General features: G+C 34.4%; 15 protein-coding genes and 1 riboswitch. Of the genes, 6 read left to right on the top strand and 9 right to left on the bottom strand.

Going from position 1 to position 17,108, the window contains the following annotated elements; translation table 11 throughout:
* Positions 1–8 precede the first annotated feature (8 nt).
* The 3 genes from BPMYX0001_RS07805 to BPMYX0001_RS07795 form a co-directional block, all read right to left on the bottom strand.
* Positions 9–947 carry an ABC transporter ATP-binding protein gene (locus BPMYX0001_RS07805; protein ID WP_018782470.1) on the bottom strand — a complete coding sequence of 313 codons (939 nt, stop codon included), beginning with the start codon at positions 945–947 and terminating at the stop codon, positions 9–11.
* Positions 948–1,080: 133 nt separating this feature from the next.
* A complete protein-coding gene (locus BPMYX0001_RS07800) occupies positions 1,081–2,184 on the bottom strand; it encodes a sensor histidine kinase (RefSeq protein ID WP_033798794.1) in 1,104 nt (367 codons plus the stop codon).
* Positions 2,185–2,188: 4 nt separating this feature from the next.
* Complete coding sequence (locus tag BPMYX0001_RS07795) at positions 2,189–2,827, bottom strand: response regulator transcription factor (RefSeq protein ID WP_003196658.1); 639 nt, start codon at positions 2,825–2,827, stop codon at positions 2,189–2,191.
* A gap of 218 nt (positions 2,828–3,045) precedes the next feature.
* On the opposite strand from BPMYX0001_RS07795, the gene BPMYX0001_RS07790 reads away from it, so the two are divergent.
* Genes BPMYX0001_RS07790 through BPMYX0001_RS07775 form a run of 4 tightly spaced genes read left to right on the top strand, consistent with a single transcriptional unit; the run spans position 3,046 to position 6,056 of the window.
* Entirely contained in the window at positions 3,046–3,591 is a 546-nt protein-coding gene (locus BPMYX0001_RS07790; RefSeq protein ID WP_255261544.1) for an RNA polymerase sigma factor, read from the top strand.
* Positions 3,588–4,040: a hypothetical protein gene (locus BPMYX0001_RS07785; protein ID WP_018766730.1), complete on the top strand. Its 453-nt coding sequence runs from the start codon at positions 3,588–3,590 to the stop codon at positions 4,038–4,040. The genes BPMYX0001_RS07790 and BPMYX0001_RS07785 overlap by 4 nt, the downstream gene beginning before the upstream one ends.
* Positions 4,033–5,103, top strand: coding sequence for a hypothetical protein (locus tag BPMYX0001_RS07780; protein WP_018782474.1), 1,071 nt, complete (start codon positions 4,033–4,035; stop codon positions 5,101–5,103). Before BPMYX0001_RS07785 ends, BPMYX0001_RS07780 begins: the two co-directional genes overlap by 8 nt.
* Entirely contained in the window at positions 5,100–6,056 is a 957-nt protein-coding gene (locus BPMYX0001_RS07775; protein WP_033798793.1) for a LiaF transmembrane domain-containing protein, read from the top strand. The genes BPMYX0001_RS07780 and BPMYX0001_RS07775 overlap by 4 nt, the downstream gene beginning before the upstream one ends.
* Positions 6,057–6,142: 86 nt before the next feature.
* Here BPMYX0001_RS07775 and BPMYX0001_RS07770 read toward each other — a convergent pair whose 3' ends face one another.
* The 4 genes from BPMYX0001_RS07770 to BPMYX0001_RS07755 form a co-directional block, all read right to left on the bottom strand.
* Complete coding sequence (locus tag BPMYX0001_RS07770; protein WP_003196647.1) at positions 6,143–7,390, bottom strand: DUF445 domain-containing protein; 1,248 nt, start codon at positions 7,388–7,390, stop codon at positions 6,143–6,145.
* A 191-nt stretch (positions 7,391–7,581) separates the two neighbouring features.
* A complete protein-coding gene (locus BPMYX0001_RS07765) occupies positions 7,582–8,937 on the bottom strand; it encodes a D-serine ammonia-lyase (protein ID WP_006094404.1) in 1,356 nt (451 codons plus the stop codon).
* A gap of 179 nt (positions 8,938–9,116) precedes the next feature.
* Entirely contained in the window at positions 9,117–10,784 is a 1,668-nt protein-coding gene (gene kdpA, locus BPMYX0001_RS07760) for a potassium-transporting ATPase subunit KdpA (RefSeq protein WP_033798792.1), read from the bottom strand.
* A gap of 109 nt (positions 10,785–10,893) precedes the next feature.
* A riboswitch (cyclic di-AMP (ydaO/yuaA leader) is annotated at positions 10,894–11,035 on the bottom strand.
* A 238-nt stretch (positions 11,036–11,273) separates the two neighbouring features.
* Entirely contained in the window at positions 11,274–11,828 is a 555-nt protein-coding gene (locus BPMYX0001_RS07755) for a TlpA family protein disulfide reductase (RefSeq protein ID WP_033798791.1), read from the bottom strand.
* Between the two features lie 169 nt (positions 11,829–11,997).
* Here BPMYX0001_RS07755 and BPMYX0001_RS07750 point away from each other — a divergent pair, with 169 nt between their 5' ends.
* The gene (locus tag BPMYX0001_RS07750) at positions 11,998–12,696 is read left to right on the top strand and encodes a Type 1 glutamine amidotransferase-like domain-containing protein (RefSeq protein WP_003196629.1); all 699 of its coding nucleotides are present in this window, start codon (positions 11,998–12,000) and stop codon (positions 12,694–12,696) included.
* Between the two features lie 69 nt (positions 12,697–12,765).
* On the opposite strand, the gene BPMYX0001_RS07745 is transcribed toward BPMYX0001_RS07750, so the two are convergent.
* Together BPMYX0001_RS07745 and BPMYX0001_RS07740 are read right to left on the bottom strand one after the other, a co-directional pair.
* Positions 12,766–14,175 carry an MATE family efflux transporter gene (locus BPMYX0001_RS07745; protein ID WP_006094401.1) on the bottom strand — a complete coding sequence of 470 codons (1,410 nt, stop codon included), beginning with the start codon at positions 14,173–14,175 and terminating at the stop codon, positions 12,766–12,768.
* Positions 14,176–14,205: 30 nt separating this feature from the next.
* The gene (locus tag BPMYX0001_RS07740) at positions 14,206–14,970 is read right to left on the bottom strand and encodes a DUF2087 domain-containing protein (protein ID WP_006094400.1); all 765 of its coding nucleotides are present in this window, start codon (positions 14,968–14,970) and stop codon (positions 14,206–14,208) included.
* A gap of 893 nt (positions 14,971–15,863) precedes the next feature.
* Between BPMYX0001_RS07740 and BPMYX0001_RS07735 the strand changes: the two genes are divergently transcribed.
* Positions 15,864–17,084, top strand: a complete 1,221-nt coding sequence (locus BPMYX0001_RS07735; RefSeq protein ID WP_033798790.1) for a macrolide family glycosyltransferase — start codon at positions 15,864–15,866, stop codon at positions 17,082–17,084.
* Positions 17,085–17,108 lie beyond the last annotated feature (24 nt).

The raw sequence follows: 17,108 nt of genomic DNA, 5'->3' as shown, positions 1-17,108 counted from the left end.
ATAAAAATTTATTTATCTCGTAAATTTCTGCCTGTCAGTGTAAGGAATACTGTTTCTAAGTTAGGCGCTTGTTCTTCTAACGAACGGATCTCAATATCATGATTAATAAAATGTTGAATAATTTTGTTTAAATTATTCAACCCTGCATCAGAATGCACTTTAATCACGTTCTCTTCGATTTGAACAGCTTTGACGCCATTAATCTCTTTTAATTTAGCTACTTCTAGATTTTCGACTGACTTCACTTCAATCCAAATATCCTTTGTATCTGTAATAATCGCTTTTAATTGTTCTTTCGTACCTTCTGCAATTACTTTACCGTGATCTACAATTGCAATTTTTGTACAAATTTCTTCTACTTCTTCCATATAGTGACTTGTATAAATAATTGTGCTCCCCATCTCATTTAATTTTCGTACAGACTGAAGAATGTAGTTTCTTGATTGCGGATCAATTCCAACGGTCGGCTCATCCATAATAATTAACTTCGGATGATGCGCAATGGCACAAGCAATGTTAAGTCTTCGTTTCATCCCACCCGAAAAGTTCTTTGGATAACTTTTATGTTTATCACTTAGTCCTACAAACTGCAATGCTTCTTCTACTCTCGCTTTTAATTCTGCACCTCGTAATCCATACAAACCCGCAAAGAATTTCACATTTTCATAGGTGGTTAACTCCTCATAAATTGCTATATCTTGCGGTACAATTCCAATGTTCATTTTCGCAAAACGATTATGTTTCTTTGTATTTTTTCCTAGTATGCTAATCTCACCTTCATTACTTCTTAACAATCCAGCAATCATATTAATTGTTGTACTTTTACCAGCACCGTTTGATCCTAGAAATCCAAATATCTCTCCTTCTTTAATAGCTAAAGACATATTATCTACTGCGATGAAATCACCAAATTTTTTTGTTAAATTTTTTATTTCTAATACGTTCATCATTTCACCCCTATTTCAGTTTCTCTGCTGTTATTATAAACAAAAAGAATGAACCTGCTCAGTGCAGAAGTTCATTCTTTTCACATGAGAATATTCACTTTTTTCATATGAGATCATTCATCTCAATCATGTCTTACTGAATCGGCAACAACATTGTTACCGAAAAGCCATTCGTTCCATCTACAATTATTTTCCCATTAACAGACGCTGTTCTCTCCTCCATCCCAATAATACCGAGTCCTTTTTTAACAAAGACTACACCCTTCCCGTTATCTTTCACCTGTACCTTGACCATCTTGTTAAGTACATGAATATCTATTGAAATAACTGTCGCATCAGCATATTTCATCGCATTCGTTAACGCCTCCGTAATATTTTCACCAATGATTTTCCATTGGATAGGGGAAATTGTATCCAAATTCCCTTTATACACAAACGGAATTTTTATATCATGCTTGCCCGTAAACTCATCTATGAATAATTTCATACGATGAATTCCAATTTGTTCAGTTGGTGGTTTCATATTTTTAAGGGTAATTCTAATATTTTCAATCCCATCTTTAGAAATATGAATCGCATTTTGTAGTAACTCCGTAGCTTTATCTTTATCTATTTCCATCAATCTCTTTGCTGCTTCCATTTGAATAAGTGCACCTGTCATGGAGTGACCAATTTTATCATGAATTTCTTGTGATAATCGATTTCGTTCTTCTAATTTAAATGTGTATTCTGATTGCCTTATGTATTCTTTATTTTCATGTAAACTTTTTGCGAGCCGCTGCATATCTTTTCGCATCTTATCATTTTGCTTTTCAAGCTTTAGTAATCGTACTATGTAACGGTCTGCCATCGTTAAAACAAGAAAACAAAATGCAGTAATGAGTCCATATGTCATTTGAACACTTTCATCCGCAAAAACGATAGGGAGAATCATAATGAAAAAGATCTGCCATTTCTTTTCTATGTAATAAGATATAATTTCGTATAAGTTCAAAGGTAAAAACAAAATAAAAAACGGATGAATCCTCCATGTAAACAAAGCGATAATACCGATTGATAGTCCAATTAATATTTTTTTATACGCATCTTTTTTTAAAATAGAAATTGTCACGTTTACACAAAGGTACGAAAGCAAAGTAAATATAACCCACGGTAAGTTCATAACATTTGAGTGAATATAACTGAACACTATATATAAGAAGACAATTAATTTACTTACAATGAACCAAAACTCCATAAAATCAGTCTACTTTCCCTGTTAAATAATAAATCGCAATTTGCGTACGATGTTCAAGACCCGTTTTCCCTAAAATAGACGTAATATAATTTGCAATTGTTCCTTCTGATATAAAAAGCTGTTTTGAAATTTCTTTATTAGAGAAACCTTTTGCAATTAATGCAATAATACTGAGTTCCCTCTCTGTAAAAAGAGTCTTATCTATTTTCGACTCCTCTTCTTTATTTTCCAGTAAGTTACACTTAATTTTATCAAGCACTACGTCTTGCATAACAGTTTGCCCGTTATATACTCCTTTTATCGCATCACGAATGCGCTCCGGGTCGTTATTTTTTAACAAATAACCTTTCGCTCCGTTTTTTACTGCCTCCAAAATATACTCATCATCATCAAATGTCGTTAAAATAAGCGGCTTTGTTTTTGTCTCCTCACAAATTAGCTTCGTCGCCTCTACACCATTCATATTTGGCATTCGAACATCTAAAAGTGCAATATCTACATCATGTTTTTTGCAATAATCTAGAGCCTCTTGCCCATCATTTACTGTTTCTAGCACTTCGAATTCTTCGTATGTACTTAAAATAATTTTCATGCCTTCTCTAATAAAAGAGTTATCATCGGCTATCAATACTTTTATTTTCATGTTTGTTAGTATAGGAGTTCCTCTACTAACATTCACATCCTTTCTCCATGTAACATTTCCCTATTTCTCATTATATACTTCTCTATAACATTTTTTCACACCTTTTGAAGTAGCCTCTTCTCTTAAAATATATTATTCTTTTTTTACATCATGTGTAGGGGGACTTCCCATTTCTTACGTCTATATAATAGAATGCGTCAAAAAGGAGGGAGAGAACCATTGAGGAAAAACAATTAATTGAAAAAGCACAACAAGGAAGTGAACATGCTTTTCGTATCCTTGTACAAACATATCGTCATTATATTTTCCAAGTTATTTTTGCTATTTTAAGACATGAGGAAGATGCACAAGATATCACACAAGAAGTATTCGTAAAGATTCACGCCTCTCTCCCTAACTATCAATTCCGCGGATTAAAAACGTGGATGGCACGGATTGCTACAAATCATGCCATTGATTATAAGAGAAAGAAAGAAAGGGAAAAAGTAGAGCTCTCCTTATCAAACGAAACTCAGGAAAATATAAAATCCTCTCATAATATTGAGGCATTGTTACTGACGAAAGAGCAAAAATTGCTGATTGCTCAAAAACTAAGAGAACTTCCAGAGAATTATCGTGATGTCGTTCTCGCACATTACTTAGAAGACAAAAGTTATCAAGAAATTGCTACTCAACAAAATGCTGAAGTCAAAACAGTCGAAATGAAGCTTTATAGAGCAAGAAAATGGATCAAAAAACATTGGAAGGAGGAAGATTTTTTATGACGCATTTTTCAAAAGAAGCTTGGTGCAATTACACTTTAGATCTTCTATCACATAACGAACGTGAATCTATGGAACAACATCTTTATGAATGTGATCATTGTTTAGCACTTTATATGGAAATCATTGATGAACAAAATGAAAACCTTCCAATCATAAATGATGATTCATTTACAAATGAGGTTATGAAGCAAATCAAATTCGAAAAACTTAAGTCTGAAGAAAAAATGAGTAAGAAGCAACCAAGACAAATAAAAAGTACGCTCATTCACTACATAATTGCAACTGCAGCTACTTTAATTTTTATGGCAAGCGGTTTATTCCATTATATTTTCACAGTGACTTCTAGTTTTGAACAATCTTCCAAACAAAGTGGGGTTTCGATTTCAAAACAAATTTTAAACAAAACTATACACACTTCAAAAACGAACGGAGGTTCAAAACATGAATAAAAACCCATTTTTAGCGCTAGTTCTAGGGTTGATTCCTGGGCTTGGACATTTATATTTAAAGCGAATTGGTCGTTTTATTATATATGGTGGTAGTTCATTATTATTATTTCTCGCTGCGATAGGCTTTACTATTAACTTCGGAAATCACGGGATTGTTTTCCTTATCCTATTTTTATTAGCACTTGTATGGGGAATAAATATACTAGACTTAATTATTTCTATAGTGAATCAGTCATGGAAAAAAGAGAAAGACCTAACGCAAGAAGCAGCACGTGAAAGTGAACGATTTTATATCATTCTCTTATCCATCATCCCTGGACTTGGGCATTTCCAATTAGGACTTATGCAGCGTGGACTTACATTTTTAGTCGCTTTTACAGGACTAGGTAGCATGATTATATTCGTTACACTATTAACATCTCGTGAAAGCTTTCTTATCTTTCTCGCTACGTTACCTGTTCTATGGATTTATAATTTCTTCGATGTCGTCCAGCAGCTGCAGAAAAAAGAACGTGGGGAAATATTAGTCGATCGTACTATTTTCGAAGATTTTGAGGAGCACCGAGAACAAGGAAGGAAAAGTAAAACATTCGCTTCTATTTTAGCGATGTTCCCTGGAGCGGGTCATATGTATTTAGGCTTACAGCGCCGTGGTCTTCAACTAATGGCAGCCTTTTTACTTGCCATTTATATGCTTGATTTATTAAGACTTTCCGCCTTCTTATTTTTAGTACCTATCATTTGGTTTTATAGCTTTTTCGATACATTACAGCAAACATCCAAATACGGAAAAGAAGATTTACAAGACACACCTATTATCGATTATTTTATTAATCATCAAAAATGGCTTGGTATCGGACTCATCGGGTTAGGATGCTATTATTTACTAGATCAAACACTCCTCCCTATTTTTGACGATTATTTCGCTACTATATTCAATATTCATATTAGTGAATTATATTATCGCTATTTCCAAACATCTATCGTTGCCCTCCTTTTAATTGGTGGTGGCTTTAAATTATTACTAGGGAATAAAGAAGAAAAAGGCGGTGCTAAAGAATGAGAACATGGCGTGTAGGAACGGTATCTATGGGGATTTCAATTATCACATTAGGTTGTTTCTTATTATTTTCAACTATAAAAGGTATACAAGTATTTGATAACTTCACAGCATGGTGGCCTATTCTTTTCATTGTGCTTGGCATCGAGATTTTACTATACGTTACATTCTCTAAAAAAGAGCAGCCTATTATTAAATATGATATATTTAGTATTTTCTTTATCGGCGCATTAGGGACCGTTGGAATTTCATTCTATTTCTTATTATCCACTGGATTACTAGAGGAGATTCGTTATTCCATTGGAACAACTGAGCAAACGAATAACATCCCAGAAGTGCAACATGACATCCCTGATTCTATTAAAAAGATTGTAGTTGATACGAGTAATACTCCTCTTACAATAGAAGGTAGTAACATTAATAAAGTGCATTTATTAGGAACATATGAAATGACTATGAAAGCAAATGAAAAGAACAAACTAAAACAGGAAGATTTCATTGCCATTCACACAGTTGGTGAAACAATGTATGTGACATTAAAACCATTACCTGTTCACCATAAATTCTTTGCTTCACAGTCAAGAATGACAGCAACACTTGTCCTCCCGCAGAATAAAAATGTGGAAATTCGCGGTCCTGAAAGAGAACTCTCTCTTTACCCAGGCCAATTACAAAGCAATTGGTCTGTACAAGAAATATTAAACGTGTCTGTTCATCTTGTAAAAGATAGCGACATAACACTATCAGCAGTAACAAATCAAAAAGATTCTCATGGGAATACACCTTGGGAACATGTAGAAGAGTTAACGAAAAAGGTGAATAATTCTTCAAAAGAAAATCCAGATTCAAATCAGCAAGAACAATGGTATAAAAACACACTAAAGCTCGGAAACGGAACACATCAGCTAAACATTCAAAAAGCTTATAATACAAACATAAGCCTTCTTGAAGAATGAAACGCTAGCATATAATTGAGGAAGGAAACTTCTTCGGATACTAAAAACCTTCCACATGCATTTCATATCATGAGGAAGGTTTTTTTCTATATAAGTGCTTTAATCCCTTCCAAAACTAACCCAATCATAAACCCGCAAACAGCACCATTCACACGAATCCATTGCAAATCTTTGCCTACGTTATTTTCAATCATTTCAATCAATGTTTGATCGTCTAACTTATCAAGGTTTTCTTGTACAAGCTTTCCAATCTTGGAATGATTATTTTCAACAAGATTTACAATTTGCTTTTGCAACCAGCCTTCTATTTTTTGAACTGTTACTGGATCTTCTTTCACTTTGTTCATTTGCTTCGTTAAAAATGGAAGAAGATATTGATCTGCAAACTCTTCTTTTTTAATAAAAGCGACTGCTCTTACCTGCGCTTGTCCTAACAATTCTTTTATCTTGTCAGCCGCATTCCAATTTGCGATCCAACTTTCTTTCCAATTCTCTAATTCCTGTAATACCGCTTCATTTTCCTTCACATTAATAAGTTCTTGACGAACTTTCACTAATATAAGTTGTCTTGTGGTATTATCAGGATTTTGTAAACTACTGATATTACTAATCACGAACTTCTGCAATATGCTTCCGATTTTTTCTTCATCTACAATATTCATGAAAGATTTTAGAGTAAATTGCAAGAATCCATCCACTTTTATATTTTCCATCGCTTTCATGCCTAAACTTCCAAGTTGATAACGGGCTTCATCTTGAGCCGTCCACTCTTTCGCTTTAACTAACATGTAATCAAGTGTTTTTTCATCATATTCTTGTACAACCAATTGATCAATAAGGACTTGCAGTATATTTCCTGTATTAATCGTATGTAAATATGTTTTTAATTCTTTTTCAATTACAATAGCTAACTTTTCGATATCAATTTGAAGAATCGCTTTTTCAGCAATTGTAACAATCCCTTTTTTCACAGCATCAGATTGCAGCTCTCTTTCTGCAATCTGTAACACCATTTGTGCTAACTTCATTTCCTTCACTTTATTTGTTATGCTTTCTTTTGTCAGCCAATCATTCTCCAGTGTGGAAACGAGGCCTTTCGTAATCCGTTTACGATTTTTTGGAAGTAGGGCTGTATGCGGAATTGGAATTCCCATTGGATGACGGAATAGTGCCGTGACTGCAAACCAATCAGCAAGCCCCCCTACTAATCCTGCTTCAAATCCACCTTGTACAATTGTTCCTATCATCGATTCCTGAAATGGAATAGTCGCCGCAAACCCTACTCCCATTACCCCAAGTGAAATACCCGCTAAATATTTTGACTGTAGTGACATTGTATATACACATCCTCTTATTTATGTAAAATGAAGCTTTCTATTGTATAACGAATTTATTAAGCTTATATCGTCAAGTCCTTACTTTCAAAAAAAGCCTATATCTATACTATAATGAACCACGTTAAAAATAACAAAAAAATTCGAATAAAAAAACACGGGGGTTAAACTACCCTCGTGTTAAATTACTTCTAGTTCTCTATCGCTAAATTCAAGCCTTTTTGATAATATTGCTTCCTCACTTCTTCAGGAACCATACTTCCACCAGTCCCCCAAATAATATGTGTACCCTTCCTCACTTTTTCTGTTAAATTATGCTTCAATAAATAATCGGTTCCCTCTTTACATAATTTCATTGGTCCTATCATCCCTGCTAGTGCAGAAGGTTCTAAATGGAGCCCCTCTGTATCGACTAATTTCTTAAGTAACTTATACAACTGTTCATCGCTAACTGTATAACTACCACTTAAAAAAGGTTCCATAGTTTTACCCACAAATCCAGATGGTCTTCCTACAGCAAGTCCGTCCGCGTCTGTGACATTATCAATGCCAATATCTTGTACAGAAATTTTATCATGAAGTCCAGTCATTAAACCAAGTAACATACATGGAGAGTGGGTAGGTTCTGCAAAGAAACAATGGGCATTGTCTTTATACAATAACTTTAAGCCAAATGCTACTCCTCCAGGCCCACCACCTACTCCGCACGGAAGGTAAACAAATAAAGGATGTTCATCATTTACTGTTATCTCTAACTCTTCTAATTGTTTTTGCAAACGAGATGCCGCTACCGCATATCCTAAAAACAAATCATGGGAGTTTTCATCATCAACAAAATAGCAACTAGGGTCTGCATTTGCTTGCAGTCGCCCTTCTTCTACCGCTTTACTATAATCAGCTTCGTATTCAATCACTGTCACATTTTTACTTCTTAACAAATCTTTTTTCCACTCTTTTGCATCGGCTGACATATGAACAGTCACATTAAAACCTAACTTAGCACTCATAATACCTATACTAAGACCTAAATTTCCAGTCGAGCCTACTGCAATTGAATATTGCGAGAAGAAACTTCGAAACTTATCACTATCTAAAATCGAATAATCATCTTGTATCGTTAACATTTGATGTTGAAAAGCTAATTCCTCTGCATGTTTGAGAATTTCATAAATTCCCCCTCTTGCTTTAATAGATCCTGATATAGGAAGATGACTATCACACTTTAACAATAATTCACCTAATATAGGTTGTTGATAATCCTGTTCTAAGGATTGTTTCATGGAAGGAACTCTCACTAAAGGTGATTCTATGATACCGTTCATTCCTTTTGTTTCTGGAAAAACCTTAGCAATATATGGAGCAAAACGTTTCAACCTTTCCTCTGCATCCCTTACATCTTCTTGAGTGAGGGGGGATTTTTTAATTCCCGTTTGAAATTTTTCGATATTGGGATTAATCCAAAATACTTCTTCCATCGAAATGAGCCTGCTTAGTAAAGGATATTGGCCTTTCCATTTTTGTATATCTTTGCTTTCAATCTCCTTCATTTATCTAATCCTCCTAATTTTCTTATAGCAATTTGCACAATAAAATTACATTAAATTAATTTTAATACAGTTTAACATATAATCATTTTTATGTTAATTTTATTTACTTTAATTAAATTAAATTTAACACTTTGTTAAAGAGAATGCATTAGTAAAAGCCTAAACAAATTAAAGTTTCACTATGATATTGTAAGAAATTCAGCAACCGGTCCTAGTATAAGTACCGGCAGAAATGTTAAGGCACCTATTAAAAAGATAGTCCCAAGTAGAATTCCTCCAAATAGCCGATTATCTGTTTGAAAGGTTCCTCTAGTCTCAAGTACAACCTTTTTCCTTTTGAGTCCAACTGCGACGGCAAGCATTGTAATCACACCTAAATATCTACCAATATACATAACAATTCCCGTTGAAAGATTCCAAAAAGGCGTGTTATCCCTTAATCCTTCAAATCCGGATCCGTTGTTAACAGCAGATGACGTGTATTCATATATAATTTGCGTTAAACCATGAAAACCCGGATTAGAAATTGCATCTGTTCCTAGATTCGTAGAAAATGCAATCGCTGCAGTTCCAAGAATAAGTAATGGCTGAGACACAATCGTGACTGCTATTAACTTCATTTCTTTTCCTTCTATTTTTTTGTTAAGAAACTCCGGTGTACGTCCCACCATTAATCCGGCTAGAAACACAGCAATCATTGCATACATGACGACATTCATAAACCCAAGTCCGATCCCTCCAAACACGGTACCTAAAAGCATGTTTATAAGTGGAACCATTCCACCAATCGGTGTTAATGTGTCGTGTGTTGTATTAACACCACCTGTTCCAGAGGCACTTGTAACAGTTGCATATAAAGCAGAAGAGATGACGCCAAGACGAGTTTCTTTCCCTTCCATATTTCCTTGTGAACTTTCTATCCCTAATTGATTTAACAATGGATTCCCCTTCAATTCAGATATAGCAAGCGTACAAAATCCGATAATCAAAAGAATGAACATTGATATAAAAAACATTCTACCTTGTTTCCGATTGCCAACCATTCTTCCGTATACAAATGGAAAAGCCATCGGAATTAACATTTGTAACATCATTTGTAGCACGTTACTTATCATATTGGGATTTTCAAAAGGATGCGCAGAAACTGTTCCCAAAAAACCTCCTCCATTGTCACCAAGTTCTTTAATAGAAAGCAAAGACGCTACCGGTCCACGAGGAATTTCTTGTGCCGTTCCTTCCAACGTTTTCACAACAATTGTTGGATCCAGTGTTTGCGGTGTCCCTAAAACCACAAATATCAATGATGCCACAAATGAAATTGGCAATAATACTCTTGTAATTGCTTGTACAAAATCAACAAAGAAGTTTCCTATTCTTTTCCCCGCTAGTACACGAATAAACGTAATACCAATTGACAATGAAGTTGCAGGTGCCGCAAACATCATAAATGTCACACCTACCATTTGAGAGAAATATGATAAACTACTTTCTCCCCCATAGTGTTGTAAATTCGCATTCGTCATAAATGTAATTGCTGTATGAAATGCTAATGTTGGTTCTAATCCTAAAAAGTGATTCGGGTTTAATGGAAGAATCCCTTGTAATCGAAATATCGAATATACAACCAAGATACAGAAAAAATTTGTGCTCATTAAGCAAAACATATATTGTTTCCAAGTCTGACTATGCCCTTTAATCCCAGCAATTTTAAATAAGATGTTTTCCAGTGGGCCAAATACCTTTTGAAATGGTTCCTTACGCTGAAAAGCATTGTATATATAGTCTCCCATCGGTTTTGCAACAATTACGAATAGGCCAATTGTAATTAGACTTGTAAGCCAGTTCATCCTCTTTCCCCTCTCTGTTTCCATTACACTCAAAAACAAATGTTATATTTTACCATCAAGAGAATAAAAAGAAAACACCAGGTTGCACCTAGTGTTTTTTACACACACAAGCCCCCCTCTCAAAACGCTGACGAGGTTAGCTGTCGGATTCGGGCCTTGAGAGTAGCCCTACCTATAAAAGGATTCACCCCTAGTGACAATGCACAAATTTGGTTCCCCCGCTCCTGAAGTGGATTAAGCGATTTATTATTTGGCTGTAAAATCTACATTGAGCTATTCTGATTGTTAATATACTCCTCTAAATGATAGTTGTAAAGAGAGAGAAAACAAAAAAGAAGGAATCTTCTCACAATAAACTCCCAATACATATGAATAATGCTAATCTCTATAAATATAGTAGCACATGAAATAGTGAAAAATGATATCATTGGAAATCACCCACTTCCATTTCCTATCCCTATGAGAAGCTTTGTAACCTTTATCCCCCTCTTACTTCTCAATTAATTGTTTGAATTTCTTTTCCAACTGATCCGGAGGTAATACTCCACGCGCTTGATCTACAATAATCCCATCTTTATCAACAAAAAACGTTGTTGGCAGTGAAACAATTTTATAATCAAGTCCCGCCACCCCATCCATATCTAATAAAATTGGGAACTTAAATCCAAAACGATCTGCAAACGCCTTTGCTTCTTGTACTGCATCTCCAATCGTTGCATTCACCGCAAAAATTTCGATTTCACCTTTATATTTATCGTAAAGACGAACTAAGTCCGGCGCTTCCATTTCACATGGTCCACACCATGACGCCCAGAAATTGATAACATACGGTTTTCCTTTTGCATCATTTAATGAATAAAGCTTTCCGTCTAATCCTTTTAGTGTGATTTTCGGCGCCTTAAATCCTACTTGAGGTAATACTTCTTTCTCTTGCAGTGCTGCTTGTTTTGCTTTCCGTTCTTTTTCTTCTTGCTTGGAATTATAAAAGTTAACTCCAGCCCAAATAAGTGCTCCAGCTAGTATAATTACAATTAATTTTTTCACTATTTTTCCTCCCATTATCGAGTTCACTTTTTATTTAACTTCGGTATATCACACACCTTTCCTTTATTCATTCATACTTTTTACTTTTCATCTTTTGTTGCAGAAGGAAAGCCACTCTCCTGTAGCGAAATTTTATCAATAATAAAAATCTATTAGGTGGTGCTTCATTATGAAGTTAGCTGTAATTGGCGGAGGTTATCTCGAACAGACAGATCATTTCCATATAAATCAACGACTTATAGAACTAACTGGGAAACAATCTCCAAGAGTATTGTTTATCCCAACAGCAAGCAATGATGATGAAGGTTATATAAAAGAATTTAGAGAAACATTTGAAAAGCAGTTAGGGTGTGATGTTCACATTCTATGTTGCATAAAAGAAAGCTATAGCGAAGATACAATAAGTGAAATGATTCATTTTGCTGATTTCATCTATCTAGGCGGAGGAAATTATATCAATATGCTTGAAAAGTGGAAAGAAAACAAAATAGATGAAAAGTTAATAGCAGCCCTACACAATGGAACATTCATTGCAGGATATAGCTCTGGTGCTATGTGCTGGTTTACAACCGGCTTCCGTTCTAATTATAAAGGAGATGGCTATATAGAAAGCGATGGCTGGAATATGGTAAACAAACACTTCTGTCCCCATTACAATCAGCCAGATAGAGCAACTGCTTTCCATCTATTCTTACAAAATCATGCATGTGATATAGATGGAATTGCTTTAGAGGATAATTGTGCTTTATATATAACAGAAAATTCCTTTGAGATTATCGGAGATCCAGAGAAAGCTTGGGAATTCTATATGAATGATGGAAAACTCATAAGACACCATTTTGATGTAACTTTGAAAAGTTATTTATGAGTTGTACTCATACAAAATAAAAATGTCCCTAAGCTTTCAAGCTTAGGAACATTTTTATTTACTTTCAATCTAACTAACAAGTCGCGTAATCCGTTTCTTCTGCCATGAAAGTTTATAATACCCATATTGTAAAAGTAAACTCACAATAAATGCTGCTGGATATCCAATCCATATACCCTTTATACCAAGACTTGTATGATACGAAAGGTAATAGGCAACAGGAACTTCTACAAGCCAAATTGATACAACACCGATAATAGTCGGCCATAGTACGGTTCCACTTGCTCGCATTGTCGCACCAATAATTTGCGCATGACCGAAAATTAAATAACTCCATAATGTAATCATCACTAAACTATGAGCAATTTCGATTGTATTTGGACTTGTTAAGAACAATGATAAAATTTCTCTTGAGAACAAATAAATAAGAGCAATTAATACCCCGCCGATGATATAATTCATCACAATACCTGCCCGAACAACTTTCTGTAATCGATCAAATTGATTCGCACCAATGGATTGTGCAGCAAAAATGGATACTGTAATTCCAAGACTCACTGCTGGCATTTGTACATAACTTGCCACTTGGTTCACGACTCCATAGGCTGCGGTCGCATCAGAACCGAAGCGATTTACAAATGCAATGACTGCAATCTCAGATAACGAAACTAATATCATATTAATACTTGCTGGAATACCAAGACGTAGTAATAACTTTAATAATTCCCAATCCATCCGAAGATATTTTCGTACTGCCCCATCCAATTGCAATGGATGATTTTTCTTCTTTAAATAAATAAGCATTACAACAAACGTTATAATCGTTGATATAACAGAAGCATAAGCTGCTCCATAAACATCAAGTTCTGGCAATCCTAACCAACCAAAAATAAGAACAGGCAACAATATCATGTTCAATACTGTACTAACAATTAAAAAGTAAAATGGCGTTTTGGAATCTCCTGTACCTCGCATAAATGTTGTATATGCAAAATATAAGAATAAGACCGGCATTGAAATAAATAAGATACGTGCATAGTGAACACTCATATCAATAATGTTTTCTGGTGTACCCATAAGGCGCATAATGTCCATTGCGAATATACTTCCAACTATCGCTAAAATGACTCCAATAACAAATGTAAAGGTCAATGTTGTACCAACGATTGCTTTTAAACGCTCTTCATTACGAGCACCAAACGCTTGCCCAATCAAAATTGAACTACCAGAGCCAATTCCAATTACAAATGAAACAAGTAGAAAGAACAATGGAAAGAATGCAGAAATGGCAGCTAAATCATTCACACCGAGCCATCGTCCTACCACTACCATCCCAAACAATTGTCCAACTGATTGTAATACATTACTTAAAAGTAAAGGAACTAAGAACATGGACATTGATTTCCATATCGGTTTCTTTTCCTTCTCATGATTTTGTGATTCTACACCTTCTTGGGTGTTATCTGTAGGTGATTTCAAAATTCATTTCTCCTTTCTTTTGTCTTTTTCTTATAATTTAACCCAATATTTACTTCCATCAGCTGTTCGATCTAGAAAACCATATTCAATTAAATACCTTCTCAAGGTTACAAAATCCGGATACACACTTTCTAAAATTTGATTCACTTCTTTTTCTGTATACTTCTCACTACTATCAAACTTTTTCACTAAATGTCTCAATATGATAAGTTTACGCTTTTGTTTCTTCGGAAATTTAACAAGCGGCCCATTTAATCCTTCGGTAAAATGCAATTTCAACACTTCATCATTCTCTTCTTCCGTAATGTTATATCTGTCATCCACCATTGTAGCTGTGCGGTGAATCGGTAAAAATTTAGACTGCACTTTTGATTTTTCTTCCGACAATTCCATCAGCGTTAAAAACACCTTAGCCTGTTTCATCTTCTCCCGTAATGTAAATCGATGATTACGAATTGTCGATGTACTGCCTCCATCCATCTCTTTCACAATTTCTTTATCATTTAAACCCATATAAAAAAACTGCACCATTTTCTTTTGTAAATCTGTTAAACCTGTAAACTTCTTATCCAGACTTAATAAATATGCGAACATAGATGTATGTTCCTTTTCAATATGCAGCTGTGCAAATTTCTCTGCTTCATATAAAACATTATGATCTTGATAAATAACACCTTTTATAAAAGTTTCTCCGCAAGCTAAGCAAATGTATTCTTCTGTATCCTCTTCAAATACATATCCTTTTTTCAGTTCTTCAACGGAAGCATCCCAAAACTTCTCTGAAATATCACTCATACTAAACAATCCTCCAAAAAGTTTATTATTAACCTAAACAAATTACGATATCGTTTATCCACTTTATCATATTATCATAAACTTCACAAACATTTCAACATTACGTTTGCTTATTTTATAAACAAATTTAAAAACGTTTGTATACAATGTGAACTGAAAGGAATTTTATAGTTAATAAAAAAACAAAAATCCGTGAAAAGATTTTTGTTTTTTTACGCCCATTATATCGCCTTATTTACGCTTCATGTTCATTTCTATATCATGATCAAAAGCAACAGATTACTGTTTCACCACAACATCTATCAAGATCTTACTTACTTTTATGATTTCTTTTTTATTCGTTAGTTGGTTCCAATCCCCTCGAGATCTATTCGAATATTCACAACCATTCAAAGTGAAAAGCAGTTGAGTTTTTCTTCATCTCCCACTGAGTATTATCCCTCACCAATCCGACTTTTACGGACAGTTAATCCCCAGCCTAACTTCTTTGCTTTCGCCGAATTTTGAGATGAAGGTTTTACTGCCCGCAAATAGCAGGATAAATGAAACTCCCTCTTATTTCTTATCTATCTGTTTCTCAAGATAACATTACTGCTTCCTCTCTATTCAATCCGCTCCATATAAGTGCAATCTATACCCCCACACAAAATATTTTTGTTTTTATAGACAAATCCAAAAATAGTTTGTTATAATCCGAACAAAAGATAAATATGTTTACTTTTTAATCCGACGTTATTCATCTGAAAATATAATATACATCCACAAAAAATAGAGATTTTATTATGACAATCATCATATTTTGTACTTCGCACTGCTATAGGAATCATTACTGATAAAACTTGTATTCTCTTTGCTAAGGTATGTATCAAACTATATTTACTGGAGGGATAAAGATGAAAAAAGCGCTTTACATCAACATTGGTGGAGAAGGACATGTAAATCCAACACTTGGATTAGTAAATGATTTAGTAAAACGAGGAGAACATATCACCTATTATTCATCCAATCATTTTGAAGAAAAAATCAAAAAAGCCGGTGCCCAGTTCCGTCCCGTTGATCAAAAGGCACACAGAAAGCTTGCAGAAAGTATGGGTCTTATGGCTTCCCAGCCTCAAGAATATTTATTGCAATTTCTAAATGCAATGGAAATGATCACCGACTCCATCCTAGAAGAAATTTCCAACGAAACGTATGATTATATTATATACGATGCACAGTCTTTACCTGGAAAATGGATTGCCCACCAAAACAAATTATTATCTATTGCAACTTGGACCACTTTTGCATATTCACAAGACCCAAAAATAAATATGTCCCTGACAGGAATAGATGATATGGAACAAAAACAAGAGCGTTTGACCATGCTAAAAGCATTTTTACAATTAGAAGAAATCGCCAAACGCAAACAATATTTAGAAAACAAATACGAACTTCCATTATCTTACAACTTCTTACTTTGTCCTGGTTCAGGAGATTTAAATATCGTCTTCACTTCTTCCTATTTCCAAAGGAATAGCAGCGCTTTTAAGAATAACTATATTTTTGTCGGACCTTCCATTACTAAAAATGAAACTGCAAACGATTTTCCAATGAATCTATTAAAAGACACACATGTGATTTACATTTCTATGGGAACGATAATGAACAACCAGCCAGACTTCTATCAAAAGTGCTTTACCGCTTTAAAAGATTTAAAGGTTAAAGTGGTGCTTAGTATAGGCAAACAATTAAAAGCAGAGCAGCTAAAGAATATACCCGATAATTTTATTGTTCGTAACTATGTTCCTCAATTAGATGTACTTCGCCAAACTAATGTCTTTATTTGCCATTGTGGAATGAATAGCACCAGTGAATCACTTTATTTTGAAGTACCCTTAGTTATGCTTCCTATCATAAATGATCAACATACGATTGCTGAACGAGTGAAAGAACTTGGTGCAGGAGCTATGTTAAATATTCAACAACTATCGGTGGAGGATATCAAAGAAGCTGTTAGTGAAGTGTTAAGGAATCCTATTTATAAGAACAATACGAAAAAAATTAGTCAATCATTTCGTAACGCGGGCGGTTATTCTAGGGCTGCTAATAAGATTTTCAAATTTACTCGTTCATGAAAATCATTAAAGATCCATGATTTC

This window comes from Bacillus pseudomycoides DSM 12442 (genome assembly GCF_000161455.1).
Taxonomy (GTDB): Bacteria; Bacillota; Bacilli; order Bacillales; family Bacillaceae_G; genus Bacillus_A; species Bacillus_A pseudomycoides.
The sequence above is the reverse complement of the archived record's forward strand: the minus strand, read 5'-3'. Positions and strand labels throughout refer to the sequence as shown.

What these genes read in the sequence shown, in the direction of transcription:
- BPMYX0001_RS07770 (WP_003196647.1), bottom strand. Translation starts at nt 7,390, where the DNA reads ATGTCACTACAGTCAAAATATTTAGCGGGTATTTCACTTGGGGTAATG.
- BPMYX0001_RS07785 (WP_018766730.1), top strand. Translation starts at nt 3,588, where the DNA reads ATGACGCATTTTTCAAAAGAAGCTTGGTGCAATTACACTTTAGATCTT.
- BPMYX0001_RS07740 (WP_006094400.1), bottom strand. Translation starts at nt 14,970, where the DNA reads ATGAGTGATATTTCAGAGAAGTTTTGGGATGCTTCCGTTGAAGAACTG.
- BPMYX0001_RS07805 (WP_018782470.1), bottom strand. Translation starts at nt 947, where the DNA reads ATGAACGTATTAGAAATAAAAAATTTAACAAAAAAATTTGGTGATTTC.
- BPMYX0001_RS07765 (WP_006094404.1), bottom strand. Translation starts at nt 8,937, where the DNA reads ATGAAGGAGATTGAAAGCAAAGATATACAAAAATGGAAAGGCCAATAT.
- BPMYX0001_RS07735 (WP_033798790.1), top strand. Translation starts at nt 15,864, where the DNA reads ATGAAAAAAGCGCTTTACATCAACATTGGTGGAGAAGGACATGTAAAT.
- kdpA (WP_033798792.1), bottom strand. Translation starts at nt 10,784, where the DNA reads ATGAACTGGCTTACAAGTCTAATTACAATTGGCCTATTCGTAATTGTT.
- BPMYX0001_RS07750 (WP_003196629.1), top strand. Translation starts at nt 11,998, where the DNA reads ATGAAGTTAGCTGTAATTGGCGGAGGTTATCTCGAACAGACAGATCAT.
- BPMYX0001_RS07780 (WP_018782474.1), top strand. Translation starts at nt 4,033, where the DNA reads ATGAATAAAAACCCATTTTTAGCGCTAGTTCTAGGGTTGATTCCTGGG.
- BPMYX0001_RS07800 (WP_033798794.1), bottom strand. Translation starts at nt 2,184, where the DNA reads ATGGAGTTTTGGTTCATTGTAAGTAAATTAATTGTCTTCTTATATATA.
- BPMYX0001_RS07775 (WP_033798793.1), top strand. Translation starts at nt 5,100, where the DNA reads ATGAGAACATGGCGTGTAGGAACGGTATCTATGGGGATTTCAATTATC.
- BPMYX0001_RS07795 (WP_003196658.1), bottom strand. Translation starts at nt 2,827, where the DNA reads ATGAAAATAAAAGTATTGATAGCCGATGATAACTCTTTTATTAGAGAA.